Below are 22,493 nucleotides of genomic sequence, written 5' to 3'. Positions count from 1 at the left end.
GGTCCAGCGGAGGGGAGGGGATCGCATGACCGAGACCGTTCCCCCCGCCCAGTCCTCGTCCCTGCGACGCCTGGTGCCGCGGATCTTCTCGCGCTCCGCGCGCCGGGATGACGTAGAGCAGCTGCTGCGGACGGTGCGCACGCACCATCCGAAGGGCGATCTGTCGATCGTCGAGCGCGCCTACTCAGCGGCCGAGAAGGCGCACTCCGGGCAGGCGCGCCAGAGCGGCGAGCCGTACATCACGCATCCGCTGGCCGTGGCGCAGATCCTCGCGGATCTCGGCCTCGGGCCTCGGGCCATCGCCGCGGCGCTGCTGCACGACACGGTCGAGGACACCGAGTACTCCCTCGAGACGCTCACCAGTGAGTTCGGCGACGAAGTCGCCATGCTCGTGGACGGCGTGACCAAGCTCGACAAGGTCAAGTACGGCGAGAGCGCCCAGGCCGAGACCGTCCGCAAGATGATCGTGGCGATGTCGCGCGACATCCGTGTGCTCCTCATCAAGCTTGCTGATCGCCTCCACAACGCCCGCACCTGGGGCTTCGTCCCGCCCGAGAAGGCACGCAAGAAGGCGACCGAGACACTCGAGATCTACGCGCCGCTCGCGCACCGGCTCGGCATCCAGGCGATCAAGTCCGAGCTCGAGGACCTCTCGTTCGCGGTGCTGCACCCGAAGCTCTACGCCGAGATCGACAGCCTCGTGAAGCAGCGCACTCCGCAGCGCGAGCAGTACGTGCAGAACGTCATCGACGCCGTCGACAGCGACCTTCGCGAACTGCGCATCCGCGGTCGCGTGATGGGCCGGCCGAAGCAGCTGTACTCCGTCTACCAGAAGATGGTCGTCCGCGGTCGCGAGTTCGACGACATCTACGATCTCATCGGCATCCGCGTGCTCGTCGGCAGCGTCCGCGACTGCTACGCGGTGCTGGGCGCCATCCACGCACGCTGGACGCCCCTTCCAGGGCGCTTCAAGGACTACATCGCCACGCCGAAGTTCAACCTCTACCAGTCGCTGCACACCACGGTCATCGGCCCGGGCGGCCGCACCGTCGAGATCCAGATCCGCACGCACGAGATGCACCAGCAGGCGGAGTACGGCGTCGCGGCGCATTGGAAGTACAAAGAGCAGATGAACGGCGCCAAGCCGGACTCCAAGTCTCTCGACACCGACATGGCGTGGCTCGCCCACATCTCCGACTGGCAGGCCGAGACGGCCGACCCCGGGGAGTTCCTCGATTCCCTGCGCTTCGAGATCGGTGCGAAGGAGGTCTACGTCTTCACGCCGAAGGGGCGCGTGATCGGGCTGCCCGCCGGCGCGACGCCGGTCGACTTCGCGTACGCGGTCCACACCGAGGTCGGCCACCGCACGATGGGCGCCAAGGTCAACGGGCGGCTGGTCCCGCTCGAGTCCGAGCTGAAGAGCGGCGACGTGGTCGAGGTGTTCACCTCGAAGAACCCGGATGCCGGCCCCAGCCAGGACTGGCTCGGCTTCGTGCGGAGCACCCGCGCGCGCAACAAGATCCGGGGCTGGTTCACGAAGGAGCGTCGCGAGGAGGCGATCGAGCAGGGCAAGGAGTCGATCGCGCGCGCGATGCGCCGGCAGAACCTGCCCTTGCAGCGGCTGATGAGCCAGGACTCGTTCACTGAGGTCGCCCACCTGCTGCGCTACGAGGACGTCTCGGCGCTGTACGCCGCGGTCGGCGAAGGCCATGTCTCGACCCAGTCCGTGATCGAGAAGGTCACCGCGCTCGTCGCCGCCAACGACACCACGACCGGTCCGATAGATCTGCCGGTGGTCGGGCGCACCCGCGCACCGCGCGGCGGCGACTCGGGGATCCTCGTGCGCGGCGCCCCCGACATCCTCGTCAAACTCGCGAAGTGCTGCACGCCCGTGCCGGGCGACGAAGTCGTCGGCTTCGTGACCCGCGGGAGCGGCGTCTCGGTGCACCGGACCGACTGCACGAACGTCAAGTCGCTGATGGACGACCCGGAGCGCATGATCGAGGTCGAGTGGGCGCCGACGACGAAGAGCGTGTTCCTCGTCCAGATCCAGGTCGAGGCGCTGGACCGTTCGGGCCTGTTGAGCGACGTCACGCGCGTACTCAGCGAGCACCACGTCAACATCCTGTCGGCGACGGTCTCGACTTCGAACGATCGCCTCGCGCTCAGCCGCTTCGTGTTCGAGATGGGCGACATCGTCCACCTCGATCGTGTGCTCAACGCCGTGCGTCGCATCGACGCCGTCTACGACGTCTACCGCGTGACGTCCTCCTGAAGCCCGGCGACGATCTCTCGCAGGCACGCCAGCGCCGCCCGCTTGTGGGGGAGCACCCCCGTCTCGAGCCGGGCGATCGCGCGGGAAGCGGCATCCTGATCCGCGCCCGCGAGCAGGTGCGCCGCCCGCGTGTGCTCGGCATCTCCGACCCGGGCGAGGTCGGCGAGGGTTCGTTCCGGGTTGGTGACGAGCACGCCACCGATCAGCTGCAGGTCCTCGGCCGCGACGGCGAGGTCGCGATAGACCAGCTGCCGATGCGGGACGACGTGGAGGCGGCGCGGCACCGCGCGCTGCACGGTATGGCGCACGGGCGGCGCCGGCAGCCCGCCGTGGATCCAGGCGGCTGTCAGATGCGTGGCGGCGAGCGTGTCGCCGAGCGTGCGCGCCAGCGAGCCGGCACGCAGCGCCCGCGTCTCCACCGCATCCGCGGGCATGTAGGCGTCGCCCAGCGACACGAGGTGCCCGTCGAGGCAGGCGGCCGTCAGCTCCGCACTCGAGAGCCGGTCATCCGCGAAGTAGAGGAAGGGCGATCCCACGTCCGAAGTCTGCCGCACCGTGAACGGAGCACGGATGCCGCAGCACGGCGCCTGTGGACAACCCGGGCGTAGCGCGCACGCCGCGCCCGGGTCTATGACCCCCCTGATGGTGACGGGTGGGGTTTACGGCCTGAGGCTGACGGCTCAGTGGCGACGAATCAGCCGCCCAGCGCCTTGAGCCACGTCCGGCGCGCCTCGAGCGCGTCAGTCGCGGTGGCGATGGCCCGCTTGTCGCCGGACTTCTTCGCCTCCTCGAGTTCGTCCTCGAGCTTGCGGATCGCGTCCGTCAGCTGTCGCGTCATGTCGTTCGCGCGCGCCTTCTGCTCGGGATCGTTGCGCTTCCAGTCCGCCTCTTCCCGCGAGCGCAGCGCGTTCTCGATGCGACGAAGCTCGTCGTCGAGCGAGCGCTCGGTGTCGCGCGGGAAGATCCGGCCCACCTCGTCCCAGCGGCGCTGCACCCCCGTCAGGGTGGCACGAGCCTTCGCGATGTCGCGCTCGTCGGCGACGACCTTCGCTTCTTCGAGCAGCGCGCGCTTGAGCTCGATCTTCTCGCGGGAGGCTTCGAGATCGGCCGTCTCGCGCTCGATCCGCGCGCCGTACAGGGCGTCACCGGCAGCCTTGAACCGCGCCCAGAGCGCGTCATCGACCTTCTTGCCGGCGCGACCGGCCGTCTTCCATTCGTCGAGCAGGTCGCGGTAGGCGGGGATGCCGTCCTCGCCCTTCGTCGCGAGGGCCTCGGCCCGCTCGACCAGGCGCGTCTTGCGGTCGCGAACGCCCTTGTGCGCCTCGTCCAGCTCGGCGTAGAACGCGCGGCGGTGCTTGTCCACCGTCGCGCGAGCGTCGCGGAATCTCTTCCACAGCTGCTGGGCGGTCGACTTCGGCAGCCGCGGGCCGTTCTGCTGCTGCGACTGCCACTGGTCGAAGAGCGAGTTGAGCTCGGACGTGGCCTGCTTCCACTGCACGGTGCGCGGGTCGCGGGCCGCCAGCGCCTCCGCCTTCTCGACGAGTTCCGTCCGCGCCTTCACGGCGTCGTCGACGGCCTCGCGCGCAGCCACGGCCTCGGTCTCGGACTCGGCGGCAAGCGTCTTGGTGAGTGCGGCGACACGGGCGGCGAGGCTCGCGAGATCGCCGACGGCCGCAGCATCCCGTAGCTTGCCGTTGATCGTGCGCGCGGTCGAACGCAGATCCGCGACGGATGCCCCGCCGCGGCGGTGACGCACCTCGAGGAGGGTCACCTCGCTGGCCAGGTCGTTGTACTTGCGCTGGAAGTAGGCGAGCGCCTCTTCGGCAGACCCGTCGGGGTACTGCCCGACGACGCGCCAGCCATCGGCCTCTCGGACCGAGACGGTGCCGTCCTCATCGACGCGGCCCCATGGCTCGTCGGAAGCCGGTGCGGCGGGCGCCATCGCAACGACGTTCTTGGGCGCCGCCGGCTTGGCGGCCGCAACAGGCAGGTCAGCCTCAGCAGGCTCAGCCGCGTCCTCGTCGGTCTCAGCCGCGGGCTCCGCGTCAGCCGCGGTCTCGGCCTCAGCCGCGGGCTCCGCGTCAACCGCGGGCTCGGCGTCAACCGCGGGCTCGGCCTCAACCGCGGGCTCGAGGTCGGCCTCAGCGACCGGCTCGGGCTCGGCCTCAGTCGCGGGCTCCTCGGCGTCCACCGCGGGCTCGTCGGCGTCCGCTGCCGGTTCGGCATCGGTGTCAGCCGCGGGCTCCGCCTCAGCGGCCGGCTCGGGCTCGCCCCCTGCCGCGGGCTCGGCGTCGGAGGATTCCTCGGCAGAGCCGGAATCCTCGGCCCCTTCCGGAGCGGTGTCGGCGGCTGCCTCGGAAACGGCGTCTTCCGACGTCTCCACTTCGTTCGCGGTGACAGCGGCGTCGCTGTCGGGTGCCTCGGGGGCGTCGGTTTCGGGCTGGGAATCTGCTGCGGCAGTCACGGGATGCACCTCATCGCGGCTCGCGCCGTCTGTAGGGAGTAGGACGGCTCACAGCCTAGTACGGCGGATGCCTCGTCTCCGATGGTGCCGCGGCTCGGAGCCCGAGATCTCAGAGCGTCGGGGTGGGTGTCGCGCTCGGCTCGGGCGTCGTCGGCGAAGGAGTCGGCGCGGGCGTGGGCGCTGTGGGCGTCGGCGTGGAAGAGGGCGCGGGCTCTGGGGCACCGGGACCGGCCACGAAGTACACCGTCTGGGCACCTATCAGACCGAGAACCAGAACACCGCCGACGATGCCGGCGATCAGGTTGTCACGCGTGCGGCGGCGTGCCTGCCCCTCATGGAACTGACGCCGCGCCTCGTACAGTCGGGTGCGGTCGCGCGCAGCCCGCGCATCACGGTTCTTGCCACCGTTCGCCACGTGACCTCCTCGTTCGGTTTTCCGTCAGGCTCGTTCGGTCTTGCGTCAGGCTCGTCCACCCTGGCTCACGCTCGCTGCCTCGTGCGCCGCCGTGCGGCGTGAGAACACCAGGAGTCTCTGTGCCCACGCCTGGCCCCGGCGTGCACGCGGGTCAGCGCCCCGGGCGGGTTGATCCTACGGGGGCCGCACGGCGGCGACCAAACCGCAGCCGATCCCGTGTCGTGGACGCGGGATAGCCTGGTGAGATGACCGCTCCTGCCCCCTCTTCACGCGCCGGCGGCGCGTCGCGTGGGGCCTCGGGGAGCGGTGGTGCACCGACAGCCCTCTTCCAGGGGTTGACGCCGCTCGCGGTTCGGATGCGTCCGACGTCGCTCGACGAGGTCGCGGGGCAGTCGCACCTGCTCCGGGCGGGCTCGCCTCTCGTGACGCTCGCGAATCCGGATGCCGCGGCCCGCGCCGCGACCTCGGTCATCTTGTGGGGCCCGCCCGGCACAGGCAAGACCACGCTCGCGCAGGCCATCGCCCGTTCGTCGGGCCGGCGCTTCGTCGAGCTGTCGGCGGTCACGGCCGGGGTGAAGGACGTACGCGAGGTCATGCAGGAGGCGCTCACCCAGCGCGACCTGTACGGACAGTCCACGATCCTGTTCCTCGACGAGATCCACCGGTTCACGAAAGCCCAGCAGGACGCGCTGCTGCCGGGCGTCGAGAACGGCTGGGTGGTGCTCATCGCGGCGACCACCGAGAACCCGTCGTTCTCGATCATCTCGCCGCTGCTGTCGCGCTCGCTGCTGCTCACCCTGAAGCCGCTGACCGACGATGACCTCCGCATGCTCCTCGATCGTGCGGTCTCGGATCCCCGCGGGCTGGCCGGAGCGGTCGCGCTCGGCGACGAGGCCCGCGACGCGCTGGTGCGCCTCGCCTCGGGCGACGCCCGGCGGGCGCTGACGGCCCTCGAAGCGGCGGCGTCGCTGGCGGTGCCGGAGGAAGGCGAGAGCGACGAAGACGCGGACGAGGATGCCGCCGACGGCGTCCCGGTGATCTCACCCGACCACGTCGCGCAGGCTGTCGACCGCGCGCTGCTGCGCTACGACCGCCAGGGCGACGAGCACTACGACGTGATCAGCGCCTTCATCAAGTCGATCCGCGGCTCGGACGTCGATGCCGCGATCCACTATCTGGCGCGGATGATCGAGGCGGGGGAGGACCCCCGGTTCATCGCGCGCCGCCTCATCATCTCGGCCGCAGAGGACATCGGGCTCGCCGACCCCCATGCGCTGCCGATGGCGGTGGCCGCCGCCGAGGCGGTGCAGTTCATCGGCATGCCCGAGGGCCGCATCCCCCTGGCGGAGGCGACGGCGTATCTCGCCACGACGGCCAAGTCCAACGCCGCCTACCTCGCGATCAACGCCGCGATCGCCGACGTGCGCGCGGGCGGGTTCGGCCGCGTGCCCGTGCACCTCCGCGACGCGCACTACCCGGGAGCGAAACGCTTGGGCCACGGCAAGGGCTACGTCTACCCGCACGACGCCGAGATCGGCATCGCCGCGCAGCAGTACCTGCCCGACGAACTGCAGGGGCGCCGCTACTACGAGCCGAAAGCACTCGGGGCAGAGCGCGATGTGCAGGCCCGTCTGGAGAAGATCCGCCGCATCCTCGACGGCGAACGCTGACCGCCGGTCACCGCGCGGCGCATCGCGTCGGCCGCACCGCGGGGCGCCCGTGGCGCCCCCAGAAAGGCGGCGCGGCGGATCTGGTAGGGTTGAGGGGCTCGAAACGCAGTTTTCGGGCATCCCCTCTCTTCTTGAACGACCTTCCGGCATGCCCCGGCGTGCAGTCCGGAAAGGGCGAAGACAGGGCGATACGTCCGCGAGCCGTGAAAGCCACGGCAGCGTCATCGAAAGGAACACTTCGTGGCAACGAAGTCCCAGGACCGCCGCAAGGTCCGCCTCTCCCGCGCCCTCGGCGTCGCGCTGACCCCCAAGGCAGCCAAGTACCTCGAGAAGCGCCCCTACGCGCCGGGTGAGCACGGCCGCACCAAGCGCAAGCAGGACAGCGACTACGCCGTCCGCCTCCGCGAGAAGCAGCGTCTGCGCGAGCAGTACGGCATCCGCGAGAAGCAGATGCGCAACACGTTCAACGAGGCCCGCCGCACCCAGGGCCTGACGGGTGAGAACCTCGTCGAGCTCCTCGAGATGCGTCTGGACGCGCTCGTGCTGCGTGCCGGCTTCGCCCGCACCACCGCGCAGGCGCGCCAGCTCGTCGTGCACCGCCACATCCTCGTGGACGGCCAGCTCGTCGACCGCCCGTCGTTCCGCGTGAAGCCGGGCCAGCTCATCCACGTCAAGGCCAAGAGCGAGGGCATCGAGCCCTTCCAGGTCGCAGCGCTCGGCGGTCACGCCGAGGTCCTGCCGCCCGTTCCCGGCTACATCGAGGTCGAGCTCGACAAGCTGCAGGCCCGTCTCGTGCGTCGCCCGAAGCGCGCCGAGGTCCCCGTGGTCTGCGAAGTCCAGCTCGTCGTCGAGTACTACGCGGCGCGCTAAGCGTTTCGTCTCGCTTCGCTCGCTCAACGGCCGAAGCAGAAGGGCGCCGGGTTCACCCCGGCGCCCTTCGTCGTCCCACCCCGAGCGCGGCCGGCAGGGCATGGCCATGACGTTTCCGCTTACGATGGGAGGATGCCGCGCCCCAGCGGCCCGCGAGGAAGTGGTGACATGAAGAACCTCCTGTGGTTCCTGTTCGGCATCGCCGGCGGGTTCGTGCTCGCGCACCTGATGGACAAGGATCCGCGAGGCCACGAGATGCTGGCCGACGTCGACGCCCGCATCACGGAGTTCACCGACCGCATGGGCGACGCCTATCGCGAGCAGGAAGCGCGCTTCGCCGGTCTGGTCGACGACGTGCGGGATGCCGCCGCCGACGCCGTCGGCTCAGCCCGGGCTGCGGCATCCGATGTCGCCGCGAAGGTCGCCGACGCGGCCGATGACGCGGCCGACAAGCTCACCGACTGACCCGCCGCCCCCTTTCCGCGCCTGCGCCCCGGCACCGGTCGCCGGATACCCCAGAACACGCACGCATTCGCACGCACACGCAAGGACCCGTATGAAGACCGCCGAGATCGCACAGCGCTTCCTCGATTACTTCGAGAAGAACGGCCACACCATCGTCCCCTCGGCATCGCTGGTGACCGACGACCCGGCGCTGCTGTTCACGGTGGCCGGCATGGTGCCGTTCATCCCGTACCTCTCGGGCGACGTCCCTGCGCCGTATGCGCGTGCTGCCGACAACCAGAAGTGCATCCGCACCAACGACATCGAAGAGGTCGGCAAGACGCCGCGTCACGGCACCTTCTTCCAGATGCTGGGCAACTGGTCGTTCGGCGACTACTTCAAGGAAGGCGCCATCCGGTACGCCTGGGATCTGCTGACGAGTCCTGAAGCCGACGGCGGACTCGGCTTCGATCAGAACGACCTGTGGGTCACCGTCTACGAAGAGGACGACGAGGCGCACGATCTCTGGCTGAAGCTCACCGACTTGCCCGAGGAGCGCATCCAGCGCCTCGGCAAGGACACGAACTACTGGAGCACCGGCCTTCCGGGGCCCGCCGGTCCGTGCTCGGAGATCTTCTTCGACCGTGGTCCGGAGTACGGGATCGACGGTGGCCCCGCCACCGACGACGACCGTTACGTCGAGATCTGGAACCTCGTGTTCATGCAGTACGAGATCACCAACGTGCGCTCGAAGTACGACTTCGACATCGTCGGCGAACTCCCGAACAAGAACATCGACACCGGCATGGGCCTGGAGCGCATCGCGTTCATCAAGCAGGGCGTCGACAACATGTACGAGACCGACCAGGTGCGTCCGGTGCTCGACAAGGCGGTCGGGCTGTCGGGCCGCACGTACGGCGCGAACCACGAAGACGACGTGCGGTTCCGCGTGGTCGCCGACCACATCCGCTCGTCGCTGATGCTCATGTCGGACGGCGTCACGCCCGCGAACGACGGCCGGGGCTACATCCTGCGCCGCCTCATGCGCCGTGCGATCCGCTCCATGCGCCTGCTCGGCGTCGACGGGCCGACGTTCAGCGTCCTGTTCGAGGCGTCCCGCGACGCCATGAAGGACGCCTACCCGGTCGTCGAGGCCGACTGGGCGCGCATCTCGCAGTACGCCCTCGCCGAAGAGGCGACCTTCCTCCGCACGCTCGCGGCGGGGGAGTCCCTGCTGGACGAGTCGCTCGCCGAGACCAAGGCCACCGGCGGCAGCACGCTGACCGGCTCGGAGGCGTTCCTGCTGCACGACACCTACGGCTTCCCGATCGACCTGACGCTCGAGATCGCCGAGGAGGCGGGGCTCAGCGTCGACCGTGCGGCGTTCGACGGACTGATGCAGGAGCAGCGCGCACGTGCCAAGGCGGACGCACGGGCGCGCAAGCGCCAGCTCGCCGACACGAGCGTGTACCGCGACCTGCGTGCCCACGGCGAGACCGTCTTCACGGGCTACACCGACCTCGAGGCGGAGTCGCAGGTGCTCGGCGTCCTCGTCGACGGCGTGTCGGTCGACCGCGCGAGCGTCGGCCAGATCGCCGAGGTGATCCTGGCCGAGACCGCGCTCTACGCCGAGTCGGGCGGCCAGGTCGCCGACAAGGGCGTCATCGTCGGCCCGGGCTACGAGCTCGAGGTGCTCGACGTTCAGAAGCCGGTTCCCGGGCTCATCAGCCACACCGTCGAGGTCTCCATCGGCGAGGTCGGCGTGGGTCAGCCCGCGACGACGGTGGTGGATGCCGCGAACCGCCGCGCCGCCCGTCAGGCCCACTCCGCGACCCACCTGGTGCACGCGGCGCTCCGCGACACGCTGGGCAAGACCGCGACGCAGGCCGGTTCGCTGAACCGGGCCGGCTACATGCGCTTCGACTTCTCGTGGGGTCAGGCCCTGTCGGACGACACCAAGTCCGAGATCGAGGAGATCGCGAACAACGCGGTGCGCGACAACCTCGAGGTGACCACGCGCGTCCTCGCCCTCGATGAGGCCAAGTCGCTCGGCGCGATGGCGCTGTTCGGCGAGAAGTACGGCGACACCGTGCGCATGGTCGACATCGGCGGCCCCTGGTCGCGCGAGCTCTGCGCCGGCACGCACGTGTCGACGAGCGCCGAGATCGGCATCATCAGCCTCGTCGGCGAGTCGTCGGTGGGCGCGTCCAACCGGCGGGTCGAGGCGCTCGTCGGCCTCGACGCGTTCCGCTCGCTGGCCGCTGAGCGCGCCCTCGTGTCGCAGCTCACCTCGTCGCTGAAGGCGCCGCGCGAGCAGCTGCCCGCCCGCATCGCCGAGCTTCAGGCGAGCCTCAAGGCGGCCGAGAAGAAGATCGCGGCGTTCGAGTCCAAGGCTCTCGGCGATCGCCTTCCCGCCCTCGCCGCCGGCGCGACGCGCGTGGGCGACACGCTCGTGGTCGCGGAGTCGCTCGGCACCGCGGCATCCGCCGACGACGTCCGCTCGCTGGCGCTGCAGGTGCGCGAGCGCCTCGGCTCCGAGGCCGCCGTGGTGGCACTCGGGGCGGTGGTGAACGACCGTCCCGTCGTGATCGTCGCGACCAACGACGCCGCGCGGACGGCCGGCGCCAAGGCGGGCGCGCTCGCGAAGGGCGCGGCCGGTGTGCTCGGCGGCGGCGGCGGCGGACGCGACGACGTCGCCCAGGGCGGTGGGACGGATGCCGCGGCCCTGCCTTCGGCGCTGACCGCCGTGAAGGACGCGCTCGCCGCGTGAACGGCCGGTGCCGATGAGCGATTTCAGGCGGGGCCGGCGGCTCGGCATCGACGTGGGCAAAGCCCGCGTGGGTGTGGCGACGTGCGATCCCGACGGTCTGCTCGCCACGCCGGTCGAGACGGTGCCGCGTGACGACGCATCGGTGGCGCGGATCACGGCCCTCGCCGAGGAGTATTCCGCGGTCGAACTGCTCGTGGGCCTGCCGATGAATCTGCGCGGTGAGGACACTGCGTCGACGCAGGACGCCCGGGACTTCGCCGCGGCCCTGGCTGCGGCATCCGCTCTTCCGGTGCGGCTCGTCGACGAGCGGCTGTCGACCGTGTCGGCACACGCGGCACTGCGCAGTTCGGGCAGATCCCAGCGTTCTTCGCGTACCATCGTTGACCAGGTCGCCGCGGTCGTCCTGCTCCAGCAAGCGCTCGACGTCGAGAAGAGCACCGGACGACCCCCCGGAACCCCCGTCCCCCAGGAGCCCGCCTGATGCCCGACTCATCGCCCGACGGCGAAGCAGTTCCCCCGTCGCGCCGCGCTGCCCGCGAAGCGGCGAGGCGAGCGGCGACGGGTGAGACGCCGACTCAGGCTGGGGCTGCGCCGACTCCCGCGCCGGCGGCTCCCGCACCGGCGGAGGCGGCAACGACCTGGGAATCGCTCATCACAGGCGCCACACCCATCGTCGGGAGCGGTCCCACCGCGCCGGCCGCTCCGGCGGCCCCGCCGCCCGCCGCGGAGCCCGCGCCGGGGAGCGGGTTCCAGCCCGTCCCGTTGCGCACGCCCCGGCCGACGACGGAGCCGGTCGACATCGTCGAATCGTCCGCCGCGGACGACTCGTGGATCTTCGCCGGTGCCGGCGTGGGTCCCGCCATGCCGTACAGCCGTTCCGGGGCCGCCTCGACCGCGCCGGCCTCCGCCGCATCGCCGGCGGGGCCGACCGCGTCGGCCCCATCAGCGGCACCTCGGGATGCCCGGCGCGAGCAGGCGCGACAGGCGCCCGTCGCGACCCTCGACGATCTGTTCAGCGGTTCGACCTCGACGGAGGACATCGGGAACGTGCCGCCAGCGAAGAACAAGAAGCGCCGCCGCATCGGCGGCTGGATCGCCCTCGGCGTCGTGCTGCTGATCCTCGGCGGCATCGCCGGCGGCGCGTACTACGTGTGGACGACGTACGAAGACCAGATCCGCGAGGTCATGGGCTGGGAAGAGCCCAAGGACTACGAGGCGGGCCTCGCGAACGGCGAGACGTACGTGACGATCGCCCAGGGCGACACCGGCTCGCCGATCTCGCAGTCGCTGTTCGACGCCGGTGTGACGAAGACCGCCGACGCGTTCTACGACTACCTCATCACGAGCGGGCAGAACCCGATGTTCCATCCGGGCGTGTACAAGCTCCAGAAGCAGATGACGAGCGAGGCGGCGCTGGCGGCGCTCCTCGATGCGGCGAACAAGCAGGAGTTCACCGCGCAGATCCCCGAGGGCTACACCGTCGACGGCACGCTCGAGCGGATCTCCGAGGGCACCGGCATCCCGCTCGCCGATCTGCAGGCCGCCGCCGCCGACGCGTCTGCGTACGGCGTCCCCGTCGATCCGGCGATCGTCGCGACAGGGGGGCAGCCGCTCGAAGGATGGCTGTTCCCGGCGACGTACACGTTCGACCCCAGCGTGACGGCGCAGTCGGCGATCCAGACGCTCGTCGACCGCACGGTGCAGTCGCTCGATGCCGCCGGCGTTCCCGTCGAGAGGCGCCAGGAGATCCTCACGACCGCGTCGATCATCCAGCGCGAGGCGCGCTACGAGGTCGACATGCAGAAGGTCTCGCGGGTCATCCTCAACCGTCTCGATCCCGGCAACCAAGAGACCTTCGGCAAGCTGCAGATGGACTCGACGGCGCAGTACGGCTTCGGCGAAATGCACGACGGCACGGTGAGCTCGTCTGAAGAGGCGCTGAACGATCCGAACCCGTGGAACACGTACTACCACACGGGGCTGCCGATCGGTCCGATCTCCAACCCCGGCGACGTCGCCATCAACGCCGCGATGCACCCGGCGGACGGGCCGTGGCTGTACTTCGTGACGGTCAACCTGGACACCGGCGAGACCCAGTTCACGAGCACGTACAGCGAGCACCTGAAATACGTGGACCAGTGGCAGCAGTGGTGCAGCGAACACCCGGACCAGGGGTGCTGAGCACGCGCGCGACGCGTCTGGAGGTCTGGGGCGATCCGATCGCGCACAGCCGCTCGCCGCAGCTGCACGCCGCCGCCTATGAGGTGCTCGGCCTGGACTGGTCGTACGGGCTCCGCCGGGTCGACGAGGCGTCGTTCGCGGCGGAGTTCGCCGACCTCGACGACAGCTGGCGCGGCCTCTCGCTCACGATGCCGCTCAAGGGCGTCGCGTTCGCGGCGGCGTCCACCCACGACCGCCGGGCCGAGCTGACGGGAGCCGTCAACACACTGCTGCTCGACCTCGCCGGCGCGCGCGGCTTCAACACCGATGTCGGCGGCATCGTGCGGGCCCTGGCCGATGACGACATCACCGACGTGGCACGCGCCCGCATCGTCGGCGCCGGCGCGACGGCGACCTCGGCCCTCGTCGCACTGTCCGAGCTCGGCGTCGAAGAAGTCGACGTGGTCGCGCGCCGGCCGGAGGCGGTGGCAGCGCTGACCGAACTCGGTCGTCGACTCGGGATCGCGGTGCGGACGGCCTCGTTCGCCGTAGGCGACCACTCCGCCGTGCCGCTCACGATCGCGACGCTGCCGGGTGATGCGCCGATCGCGGATGCCGCGGCCGACGCGCTGGCAGGCGGCGGCGGTCTGCTCCTCGACGTGGTTTACGGGCACTGGCCGACGGCACTGTCGGCCGCGTGGGACCGTGCCGGGAACCCGGCGCGGTCGGGACTCGGGATGCTGCTGCACCAGGCACTGCTGCAGGTCCGGATCTTCCGCAACGGCGACCCGGACGCGCCTCTCGCGCGTGAGGACGAATCGCTGGAGGCGATGCGCCGCGTGCTCGAGGAGCCCACGACGGCGTAACGGCGGTCCGGGGCGTGGGAGACTGGACCAATGCTCCGCGTGCTCACGGCCGGCGAATCGCACGGCCCCGAACTCATCGCCGTCATGGAGGGCCTGCCCGCGGGCGTCCCCATCTCCCGCGCCGCGATCCAGGCGGATCTCGCGCGCCGCAAGCTCGGCTACGGCCGCGGCTCGCGGATGAAGTTCGAAGAGGACGAGCTGACCATCTCGTCCGGCGTCGTGCACGGCACGAGCCTCGGCAGCCCGATCGCCCTGCGCATCGGCAACACCGAATGGCCCAAGTGGGTCGAGGTCATGAGCCCCGAGCCCGTGGAACTCACCGAGAAGTCCCGCGGCCGCGGCGCCGCGCTCACGCGCCCTCGTCCCGGCCACGCCGACCTCGTCGGCATGCAGAAATACGGCTTCGACGAAGCCCGGCCGATCCTCGAGCGCGCGAGCGCCCGCGAGACGGCCGCCCGCGTCGCCCTCGGCGCACTCGCACGAGCGTTCCTGGCCGAGCTCGGCATCCGTCTCGTCAGCCACACGCTCTCGATCGGGCCCGTGCGCGTGCCCGAGGGCGCGGCCCTGCCCACGCCGGACGACGTCGAGGCACTCGACGCCGATCCGCTCCGCTGCTTCGACGCCGCGACGAGCGCCGCCATGGTGGCCGAGGTCGACGACGCGCGTAAAGAGGGCGACACGCTCGGCGGCATCGTCGAGGTGCTGGCCTACGGCCTGCCGCCCGGACTCGGCTCGCACGTGCACTGGGACCGCCGCCTCGATGCCAAGCTGGCACACGCGCTCATGAGCATCCAGGCCATCAAGGGCGTGGAGGTCGGCGACGGGTTCGAGACCACGCGCCGTCGCGGCTCCGCCGCCCACGACGAGCTGTTCGTGGCGCGGGACGGCATCACGCGCTCGAGCGACAAGGCGGGCGGCACCGAGGGCGGCATGTCGACCGGTACCGTCCTGCGGGTGCGCGCCGGCATGAAGCCGATCGCGACCGTGCCGCGGGCGCTGCGCACGGTGGACGTCGCGACCGGCGACGCCGCGTCGGCGCACCACCAGCGCTCGGACGTGTGCGCCGTGCCGGCGGCGGGCGTCGTCGCCGAGGCCATGGTCGCCGTCGTCCTGGCCGAGGTCGTGCTGGAGAAGTTCGGCGGCGACAGCGTCGCCGAGACGCGACGCAACCTCGAGGGCTACCTCGCGGCGATCCCCGACGCGCTGCACAGCGCCGCCGAGAGCGACGCCGGCCTCGCCGAGCATGACCTCGCACTCTGACGCCGTCGTGCTGATCGGCCCGATGGGGGCCGGAAAGACCAGCATCGGCAAGAAGGCCGCGCGCGCGCTCGGCCTGCCCTTCTTCGACACCGACGCCGCGGTCGTGCGCGACCACGGACCGATCGACCAGCTCTTCGTCGAACACGGCGAAGCGCGCTTCCGTGCGGCGGAGCGCGATGCCGTCCGCGAGGGCCTGGCCACAGGCGGCATCGTCTCGCTCGGCGGCGGGGCGATCATGGACGCCGACACCCGTGCAGAGCTCGCAGGTCTCCGCGTCGTGCTCCTCACCGTGTCGCCGCGCGTCGTGGCGGGCCGCGTGCGCGACTCGAACCGACCGCTGCTGCAGGGGGGCGACGACGCCATCGAGCGCTGGACCGCGATCTTCGAAGAGCGCCGGCCCGTGTACGAAGAGCTCGCCGACGTCACGTTCGACACGTCCACCGGCCCGCTGCAGGACGTCGTCGACGCCCTCGTCGCGTGGGTGCGCGGCCAGAGCACCCCGCCGCACGACCACGCCGCCGGCGGCTCGGCCGGACCGAGTGAGATCAGCCCGCGCGACAGCAGCCCCCGCGAGAAGGAGCAGACGCCATGACCGACGCCACGACCATCACCGTGAGCGGCGACGCGAGCTACGACATCACCGTGGGCCACGGCATCCTGTCCTCCCTCGGCGAGGCCTTGCCGGCCGCTGCCCGCAAGGTGCTCGTGATCCACCCGCCGACGCTCGCGGCACAGGCCGAGAGTCTGCGCGCGCAGCTGGTCGGCGACCGCGAGGTGCTGCTCGCCGAGATCCCCGACGCCGAGGCGGGAAAGCGCATCGAGGTCGCCGCCTTCTGCTGGCAGGTGATGGGCAAGGCCGATTTCACGCGGACCGACGTCGTCGTGGGCTTCGGCGGGGGAGCGGTCACCGATCTCGCCGGCTTCGTCGCGGCCACGTGGCTGCGCGGCGTCGAGGTCGTGCAGGTTCCCACCACCGTTCTCGGCATGGTCGATGCGGCAGTCGGCGGCAAGACCGGCGTGAACACCGCCGAGGGCAAGAACCTCGTCGGAGCCTTCTGGGCGCCGCGCGCCGTCATCTGCGACCTCGATCTGCTCGGCTCGCTGTCGCGCAACGAGCGCGTCGCAGGCTACGCCGAGGTGGTGAAGGCCGGATTCATCTGGGCGCCCGAGATCCTCGACCTGGTCGAGGCCGACCCCGAGACTGCCGTCGACCCGCAGAGCGCCGCGTTCCGCCGCACCATCGAGCTCGCCATCGAGATGAAGGCGCGCGTCGTGGGGGAGGACCTGCGCGAGGCGGGTCTGCGCGAGATCCTCAACTACGGACACACGCTCGGCCACGCCATCGAGCACGCCGAGCGCTACCGCTGGCGTCACGGCGCCGCGATCTCGGTCGGCATGGTCTTCGCCGCCGAGCTGTCGCGGCTCGCCGGCCGGCTTCCGGATGCCGCCGCCCAGCGCCACCGCGACATCCTCGGCTCGCTCGGCCTGCCGACGACGTACGGCGCCGGGCGCTGGCCTACGCTGCTCGCGACCATGCAGCGCGACAAGAAGAGCCGAGGAGGCATGCTGCGCTTCATCGTGCTCGACGACGTCGCCAAGCCCACGGTGCTGCAGGCACCCGACGAATCACTGCTCTTCGCCGCCTACCAGGAGGTCTCGGGCGGATGAGCACCCGGCAGCACCGCGGTAGGGTGCTCGGATGACGGCATCGCCCGATCCGCGCCTGACGGTGCGCCGCATCCGCTCCGATGAATGGGCTGCCGTGCGGGCACTTCGGCTGGAGTCGACGAGCGACCCCGATGCCGGGATCGCGTTCCTCGAGACGCCCGAGCAGGTGGCCGAGCGCCCCGATGAGTTCTGGCGCGACCGCGCGGACAAGGCGGCGACGAGCGAGACCGCCGCGCAGTTCGTCGCGGTCGTCGACGATGTCTGGGTCGGAAGCCTGTCGGTGCTGATCCGGGCCACGGGACAGAAGGACGCACTCGGCCGGTACGTCGACGATCGCCGAGCCGACGTCGTGGGCGTGTACGTGAACCCCGGCCACCGCGGGACGGGTGCGGTCGACGCCCTGCTCGCCGCGGCCGCCGCATGGGCGGCGAGCCTCGGGCTCGACCGGATCTCGCTCGACGTCCACCGCGACAACCCGCGCGCCGAGGGCGCCTACCGACGTGCCGGCTTCGCGCGCACCGGCGAGACCTACGCCAGTGTGATCGGGCCCCAGATCGTCATGGAGCGCCCCCTGCCGTGACGGGTAACCGGTCCGAGCGCGCTGATATCGTGCGAACATGACCCACCCCCGCCGCCTGCTCCTCGTCAACGGGCCCAACCTCAACCTGCTGGGCACCCGGGAACCCGGCATCTACGGCACCGCGACGCTGGCCGACGTCGAGCGCGTGACGACGGATGCCGCCGCGCAGCGCGGCTTCGAGGTGCGGGCTGTGCAGAGCAACCACGAGGGCGTGCTCCTCGATGCGATCCACGAAGCCCGCGAGGACTGCGCCGGCATCGTGATCAACCCCGGCGGCCTCACTCACACGTCGGTGGTGCTGCGCGACGCACTGTCGGGCGTCGGCCTTCCGGTCGCCGAGGTGCACATCTCGGATGTGAGGTCCCGCGAGGAGTTCCGCCGTCATTCCTACGTCGCCGACGTCGCCGTCGTGCACGTCATCGGCGAGGGCGTGCCCGGCTACGCGACGGCCGTCGCACGCCTCGTGGACATCCTCACCGGGCAGGCCGAGGGCTGAGGAATCGCCCGGGACCAGGCATCCCGTAGAATCGAACGTCGGCGCTGCCGGTCCTCGAGCATGTCGACGGGCAGCGACCGCCTCTCGCTTCACGTCGCTCACACCACAACGAAACGGATTCGCACCCTCATGGCATCCACCGCAGACATCAAGAACGGCGTCGTCCTCAGCATCGACGGTCAGCTCTGGAACGTCATCGAGTTCCAGCATGTCAAGCCGGGCAAGGGTGGCGCGTTCGTGCGCACGAAGCTCAAGAACGTCGTCTCGGGCAAGGTCGTCGACCGCACGTACAACGCCGGCGCCAAGATCGACATCGAGAACGTCGACCGTCGCGACTTCACGTACCTGTACAACGACGGCGACAACTTCGTCTTCATGGACGTCGCCGACTACGACCAGATCAACGTGGGAGCCGCCACGGTGGGCGACGCCGCCAACTTCCTGCTCGAGAACCAGCAGGTGCAGATCGCTCTCAACAACGGCAACCCGCTCTACGTCGAGCTCCCGGCGTCGGTCGTCCTCGAGATCACGTACACCGAGCCCGGCCTGCAGGGCGACCGCTCGTCGGCCGGAACCAAGGCCGCCACCGTCGAGACCGGCTACGAGATCCAGGTCCCGCTGTTCGTCGAGACCGGCACCAAGGTCAAGGTCGACACGCGCACCGGCGACTACCTCGGCCGCGTCAACTGAGGTCGGCGGCCGCTGACCGATGAGTGCCCGCACGAAGGCGCGCAAACGCGCGCTCGACATCCTGTTCCAGGCCGACGTCCGCGGCGATGCGCCGGCGACCGTCCTCGCCGCCGAGGCGAAGCGGGCCGCGAACGAGCCCGCCCGCGAGGCCTCGTGGCTGTACGCCCGTGAGATCGTCGACGGGGTGATCGACAACCAGGACGCCATCGACGAGCAGATCACCACGTTCGCCAAGGACTGGAGCATCGCCCGCATGCCTGCGGTCGACCGCGCCGTCCTGCGAATCGGCGCATGGGAGATCCTCTACAACGACGAGGTCCCGACCGCGGTCGCCATCGACGAGGCGGTCGAGCTCGTCAAGGAGTTCTCGACCGACGAATCGGGACCCTTCGTCCACGGCGTGCTCGCCCGGATCGCGCGCGCAGGCTGACCGCGATGCATCCGCCGCGGTGTCGGCGGGCCTCGGCAGGATGGATGCCGTGACCCCGCCGTCCGCCGGACCCCCGCCGTTCGTCGACCCCGGGCACATCCGCCGGCACACCGACAGCGGCTCGTACGAGCGGGGCGCCGCGTACTTCGCCGACGGCGCGGTGCAGCGACTCGATTGGGACCCGGTCACCTGCGTGATCGAGGCCGTCGTGGCCGGCAGCGCCGGGCGGACGTACCGCTGCCGCGTCCGGCTCGACCCGCAGCGCACGGACCACCCCATCGCCGCGACCTCGTGCACGTGCCCGGTGCAGTTCGACTGCAAGCACACGGTCGCGACGCTGCTCGCAGCCAACCGGCTGGCGGCGTCGGCCCCGGCGTCGCCCGGTGAATCGTCGTGGCGGACGGTGTTCGCGTCGCCGGCGCCCGCGCCGCGGGCCCACACGCCCCTCGCGCTGGGCGTCGAGCTGCGTCAGCGCATCCGTCGCGGCGCGTCGGCGTGGGCACCGGCGCGTGTCGAGTCCGCCACTCCCCGCGGCCTGCATCAGCACGGCGCCGACGTGCTGGTCGGGCTTCGCCCGCTGGAGCGCTCCGCCCGGTCCGACGCATGGATCAAGGGCGGCGTCTCGTGGGATGCCCTGCGGCGGCCGAGCACGGCGTTCGACCCTGTACAGGCGCGGTGGTTCGCCGAGCTGCACAGCATCGGCCGCGACGTCCGCTCGTTCGGCGCCTTCTCCGACGTCTCGGACTGGCTCACCCTCGACGACATCGAGTCGAGCCTTCTCTGGCCGCACCTGGCGTCCGCCGCGGACCGCGGCATCCCGTTCGTCCCGACGAAGCGCAATGCGACGGTCGCACTGGCGTCCGCGGCGACCGTCGCGGTGCAGGCGCAGCGCACCGGGCGCGGCCTCGAGATCGTCCCGGTCGTCACTATCGACGGCGAGCAGACCCTCGCAACGCCCTCTCCGGCCGCCGGCGCGTCGTCCGGAGCCTCGGGGCGCGTAGGCCCAGCCGCGACTCTGCGTCCGGTCGGCCGCACGGGCGTCTACCGGTTCGCGGTGCAGCGCGAGCGTATCGAGCTGGTGCTGGCGGCCGTCGCGCTGCCCGACCCGGTGCCCGCGCTGCTCACCGCCCGCGAAGCCGTGACCGTCCCGGCGGACGAGGCTGAGGAGTTCGTGCGCGAGCACCTGCCGCGCATCGCGCGCCGGGTGGATGTCGACGCGCCTGGAATCGACGTCGCCCCGCCGCCCCGGCCCACGCTCGTGGTGCTGGTGCGATTCGAACCGGGGCATCGGCTCGTCTACACGCTCTCGTGGCGCTACGGCGACGGCGAGCTGCTCGGCCTCGATGCGACCGGCGACGACGGCGACCCGGCGCTGGAGCGCGAGATCCGCGACCGCGTCGAGTCGCTCTGGCGCGATCATGCGCCGGTCGACCTCGCGAGCGCCGACACGCTGTCGGGGATCGTGGCGGCGGAGTTCGCGTCGCAGCTGCTGCCGCTGCTCGAGGCCGACGCCGACGTCCGTGTGGAGATCTCAGGCGAACGTCCGCATTACCGTGAGCTCGCCGGCGATCCGCGCATCGACATCACGTCCGTCGAGACGACCGACGCCGACTGGTTCGACCTGGGCGTCGTCGTGACGATCGATGGCCGCAGCATCCCGTTCGGGACGCTGTTCACCGCGCTCTCGCGGGGTCGCAAGAAGATCCTGCTGAGCGACGGGGCGTACTTCTCGCTGTCGCATCCCTCGCTCCAGCGCCTGCGCGACCTCATCGACGAGGCGGGCGAGCTCGACGAATGGGAGACCGGGCCGCGCATCAGCCGGTATCAGACCGCCCTGTGGGCGGATTTCGAGGATCTCGCGGACGAGGCGCAGCCTGCGGTGTCGTGGCGGGCCACCGTGGAGGCGCTGCGCGACGCCGACGGGGTTCTCTCCGCACCGCTCCCTGCCGCGCTGCAGGCGGATCTCCGCCCGTACCAGCGGGTCGGCTACGACTGGCTGGCCTTCCTGTGGCAGCACCGGCTCGGCGGCATCCTGGCCGACGACATGGGCCTCGGCAAGACGCTGCAGCTGCTCGCCCTCATCGCGCACGCGCGCGAAACCGGTGAGAAGCGCCCGTTCCTGGTGGTGGCGCCGACATCCGTCCTCTCGACGTGGCGGAGCGAGGCGGCGCGCTTCGTGCCCGACCTGCGCGTGGCCGTCATCGACTCGACACGTGCGAAGCGCGGGACGACGGTGACGGATGCCGCAGCCGCCGCCGACATCGTGGTCACGTCGTACACGCTCCTGCGACTGGACGAAGCCGAGTTCGCACGCGTCACATGGGCCGGCCTCATCCTCGACGAGGCGCAGTTCGTCAAGAACAGCCAGACCAAGGCGTACCGGGCGGCGCGCGATCTGCCGGCGGACGTCGTCTTCGCCGTCACCGGCACGCCGCTCGAGAACAGCCTCACCGAGCTGTGGGCCCTGCTCTCGCTGGCTGCTCCCGGGCTGTTCGCCTCCGCGCGGCGGTTCCGGGAGGAGTACGTCGGCCCCATCGAGAAGGGCAAAGTGCCCGAGAACCAGGAAGGCGGCGCCTATCGCGCGGGCCGCCTGGCGCGCCTTCGGCGCCGCATCCGTCCGCTGGTGCTGCGGCGCACGAAGGAACTGGTCGCCGCCGACCTGCCTGCCAAGCAGGAGCAGGAGGTGCGGATCGAGCTCGGGGCGGCCCACCGCGCCCTGTACGACACGGTGCTGCAGCGCGAGCGCCAGAAGGTGCTGGGGCTGTTGGAGGACCTCGACCGCAACCGGTTCATCGTGTTCCGCTCCCTGACGCTGCTGCGCATGCTGAGCCTCGCCCCCGAGCTCGTCGACCCGGCGTACTCCCACATCGCGCCGAGCAAGCTCGGCGCGCTCTTCGAGCAGCTCGACGAAGCCCTCGCCGAGGGGCACCGTGCCCTCGTGTTCAGCCAGTTCACGTCGTTCCTCGGCCTCGTCTCCGCCCGGCTCGACGAGCGCGGCATCCCGTACGCGTATCTCGACGGGTCGACGCGCGATCGCGATGCCGCCGTCGACGCCTTCCGCGGGGGAGAGGCGCCGGTGTTCCTCATCAGCCTCAAGGCGGGCGGCTTCGGTCTCACGCTGACGGAGGCCGACTACGTGTTCCTGCTCGATCCGTGGTGGAACCCCGCAGCCGAGGCGCAGGCGGTCGACCGGGCGCACCGCATCGGCCAGCACCGCAGCGTGATGGTGTACCGGCTCATCGCGAACGGGACCATCGAGGAGAAGGTCATGGCGCTGCAGCAGCGCAAGTCGCGGCTGTTCCGTTCCGTGATGGACGACGACGCCCTGTTCGGCCAGGCGCTCACCGCCGACGACATCCGCGGACTCTTCGACGAGTGATCCGGGCCATCCCGGTCCGGAGCGCGCGGGGACGGGGCGGGATCTGCTTTTGCACG

Annotated in this window: 19 protein-coding genes; 16 read left to right on the top strand and 3 right to left on the bottom strand. The window is 70.9% G+C overall.

The window, feature by feature from the left end:
- Positions 1–25 precede the first annotated feature (25 nt).
- Positions 26–2,275 (top strand): bifunctional (p)ppGpp synthetase/guanosine-3',5'-bis(diphosphate) 3'-pyrophosphohydrolase, encoded by a 2,250-nt coding sequence (locus B2K11_RS04905; RefSeq protein WP_163617145.1) that lies wholly within the window; start codon positions 26–28, stop codon positions 2,273–2,275.
- Here the strand turns inward: B2K11_RS04905 and B2K11_RS04900 are convergent.
- The 3 genes from B2K11_RS04900 to B2K11_RS04890 form a co-directional block, all read right to left on the bottom strand.
- Positions 2,254–2,811, bottom strand: coding sequence for a hypothetical protein (locus B2K11_RS04900; RefSeq protein ID WP_163617144.1), 558 nt, complete (start codon positions 2,809–2,811; stop codon positions 2,254–2,256). The genes B2K11_RS04905 and B2K11_RS04900 overlap by 22 nt on opposite strands.
- A 158-nt stretch (positions 2,812–2,969) precedes the next feature.
- Positions 2,970–4,739: a DUF349 domain-containing protein gene (locus B2K11_RS04895; protein WP_345770754.1), complete on the bottom strand. Its 1,770-nt coding sequence runs from the start codon at positions 4,737–4,739 to the stop codon at positions 2,970–2,972.
- 109 nt (positions 4,740–4,848) lie between these two features.
- On the bottom strand, positions 4,849–5,154 hold the full coding sequence (locus B2K11_RS04890) for a dioxygenase (protein WP_163617143.1): 306 nt from the start codon (positions 5,152–5,154) through the stop codon (positions 4,849–4,851).
- 356 nt (positions 5,155–5,510) lie between these two features.
- Here B2K11_RS04890 and B2K11_RS04885 point away from each other — a divergent pair, with 356 nt between their 5' ends.
- From B2K11_RS04885 to B2K11_RS04815, 15 genes are all read left to right on the top strand, one after another.
- Complete coding sequence (locus B2K11_RS04885) at positions 5,511–6,824, top strand: replication-associated recombination protein A (protein ID WP_163617507.1); 1,314 nt, start codon at positions 5,511–5,513, stop codon at positions 6,822–6,824.
- A gap of 240 nt (positions 6,825–7,064) precedes the next feature.
- Complete coding sequence (rpsD, locus tag B2K11_RS04880) at positions 7,065–7,694, top strand: 30S ribosomal protein S4 (RefSeq protein ID WP_163617142.1); 630 nt, start codon at positions 7,065–7,067, stop codon at positions 7,692–7,694.
- Between the two features lie 168 nt (positions 7,695–7,862).
- Positions 7,863–8,159 carry an ATPase gene (locus tag B2K11_RS04875; protein WP_163617141.1) on the top strand — a complete coding sequence of 99 codons (297 nt, stop codon included), beginning with the start codon at positions 7,863–7,865 and terminating at the stop codon, positions 8,157–8,159.
- 91 nt (positions 8,160–8,250) lie between these two features.
- Positions 8,251–10,908 (top strand): alanine--tRNA ligase, encoded by a 2,658-nt coding sequence (alaS, locus tag B2K11_RS04870; protein WP_163617140.1) that lies wholly within the window; start codon positions 8,251–8,253, stop codon positions 10,906–10,908.
- Positions 10,909–10,921: 13 nt separating this feature from the next.
- Complete coding sequence (gene ruvX / locus B2K11_RS04865; RefSeq protein WP_163617139.1) at positions 10,922–11,389, top strand: Holliday junction resolvase RuvX; 468 nt, start codon at positions 10,922–10,924, stop codon at positions 11,387–11,389.
- Positions 11,389–13,089, top strand: a complete 1,701-nt coding sequence (mltG, locus tag B2K11_RS04860; RefSeq protein WP_239525737.1) for an endolytic transglycosylase MltG — start codon at positions 11,389–11,391, stop codon at positions 13,087–13,089. Before ruvX ends, mltG begins: the two co-directional genes overlap by 1 nt.
- Positions 13,083–13,934, top strand: a complete 852-nt coding sequence (locus B2K11_RS04855) for a shikimate dehydrogenase (RefSeq protein WP_239525735.1) — start codon at positions 13,083–13,085, stop codon at positions 13,932–13,934. Before mltG ends, B2K11_RS04855 begins: the two co-directional genes overlap by 7 nt.
- Before the next feature lie 30 nt (positions 13,935–13,964).
- Positions 13,965–15,194 carry a chorismate synthase gene (gene aroC, locus B2K11_RS04850; RefSeq protein WP_163617137.1) on the top strand — a complete coding sequence of 410 codons (1,230 nt, stop codon included), beginning with the start codon at positions 13,965–13,967 and terminating at the stop codon, positions 15,192–15,194.
- Complete coding sequence (locus B2K11_RS04845; RefSeq protein ID WP_163617136.1) at positions 15,178–15,786, top strand: shikimate kinase; 609 nt, start codon at positions 15,178–15,180, stop codon at positions 15,784–15,786. Before aroC ends, B2K11_RS04845 begins: the two co-directional genes overlap by 17 nt.
- Positions 15,783–16,862 (top strand): 3-dehydroquinate synthase, encoded by a 1,080-nt coding sequence (gene aroB, locus B2K11_RS04840; protein WP_163617135.1) that lies wholly within the window; start codon positions 15,783–15,785, stop codon positions 16,860–16,862. Before B2K11_RS04845 ends, aroB begins: the two co-directional genes overlap by 4 nt.
- A gap of 31 nt (positions 16,863–16,893) precedes the next feature.
- The gene (locus B2K11_RS04835; RefSeq protein WP_163617134.1) at positions 16,894–17,442 is read left to right on the top strand and encodes a GNAT family N-acetyltransferase; all 549 of its coding nucleotides are present in this window, start codon (positions 16,894–16,896) and stop codon (positions 17,440–17,442) included.
- A gap of 37 nt (positions 17,443–17,479) precedes the next feature.
- Positions 17,480–17,938: a type II 3-dehydroquinate dehydratase gene (gene aroQ, locus B2K11_RS04830; RefSeq protein ID WP_163617133.1), complete on the top strand. Its 459-nt coding sequence runs from the start codon at positions 17,480–17,482 to the stop codon at positions 17,936–17,938.
- A 129-nt stretch (positions 17,939–18,067) separates the two neighbouring features.
- Positions 18,068–18,628, top strand: a complete 561-nt coding sequence (gene efp / locus B2K11_RS04825) for an elongation factor P (protein ID WP_163617132.1) — start codon at positions 18,068–18,070, stop codon at positions 18,626–18,628.
- A gap of 19 nt (positions 18,629–18,647) precedes the next feature.
- On the top strand, positions 18,648–19,058 hold the full coding sequence (nusB, locus tag B2K11_RS04820) for a transcription antitermination factor NusB (protein WP_163617131.1): 411 nt from the start codon (positions 18,648–18,650) through the stop codon (positions 19,056–19,058).
- Between the two features lie 49 nt (positions 19,059–19,107).
- Entirely contained in the window at positions 19,108–22,437 is a 3,330-nt protein-coding gene (locus B2K11_RS04815; RefSeq protein ID WP_239525734.1) for a DEAD/DEAH box helicase, read from the top strand.
- Positions 22,438–22,493 lie beyond the last annotated feature (56 nt).

The organism is Microbacterium sp. B35-30 (assembly GCF_010634855.1).
Lineage (GTDB): Bacteria > Actinomycetota > Actinomycetes > Actinomycetales > Microbacteriaceae > Microbacterium.
The sequence above is the reverse complement of the archived record's forward strand: the minus strand, read 5'-3'. Positions and strand labels throughout refer to the sequence as shown.

What these genes read in the sequence shown, in the direction of transcription:
- B2K11_RS04885 (WP_163617507.1), top strand. Translation starts at nt 5,511, where the DNA reads ATGCGTCCGACGTCGCTCGACGAGGTCGCGGGGCAGTCGCACCTGCTC.
- nusB (WP_163617131.1), top strand. Translation starts at nt 18,648, where the DNA reads ATGAGTGCCCGCACGAAGGCGCGCAAACGCGCGCTCGACATCCTGTTC.
- aroQ (WP_163617133.1), top strand. Translation starts at nt 17,480, where the DNA reads ATGACCCACCCCCGCCGCCTGCTCCTCGTCAACGGGCCCAACCTCAAC.
- alaS (WP_163617140.1), top strand. Translation starts at nt 8,251, where the DNA reads ATGAAGACCGCCGAGATCGCACAGCGCTTCCTCGATTACTTCGAGAAG.
- B2K11_RS04905 (WP_163617145.1), top strand. Translation starts at nt 26, where the DNA reads ATGACCGAGACCGTTCCCCCCGCCCAGTCCTCGTCCCTGCGACGCCTG.
- ruvX (WP_163617139.1), top strand. Translation starts at nt 10,922, where the DNA reads ATGAGCGATTTCAGGCGGGGCCGGCGGCTCGGCATCGACGTGGGCAAA.
- B2K11_RS04845 (WP_163617136.1), top strand. Translation starts at nt 15,178, where the DNA reads ATGACCTCGCACTCTGACGCCGTCGTGCTGATCGGCCCGATGGGGGCC.
- B2K11_RS04835 (WP_163617134.1), top strand. Translation starts at nt 16,894, where the DNA reads ATGACGGCATCGCCCGATCCGCGCCTGACGGTGCGCCGCATCCGCTCC.
- aroB (WP_163617135.1), top strand. Translation starts at nt 15,783, where the DNA reads ATGACCGACGCCACGACCATCACCGTGAGCGGCGACGCGAGCTACGAC.
- aroC (WP_163617137.1), top strand. Translation starts at nt 13,965, where the DNA reads ATGCTCCGCGTGCTCACGGCCGGCGAATCGCACGGCCCCGAACTCATC.
- efp (WP_163617132.1), top strand. Translation starts at nt 18,068, where the DNA reads ATGGCATCCACCGCAGACATCAAGAACGGCGTCGTCCTCAGCATCGAC.
- B2K11_RS04875 (WP_163617141.1), top strand. Translation starts at nt 7,863, where the DNA reads ATGAAGAACCTCCTGTGGTTCCTGTTCGGCATCGCCGGCGGGTTCGTG.
- mltG (WP_239525737.1), top strand. Translation starts at nt 11,389, where the DNA reads ATGCCCGACTCATCGCCCGACGGCGAAGCAGTTCCCCCGTCGCGCCGC.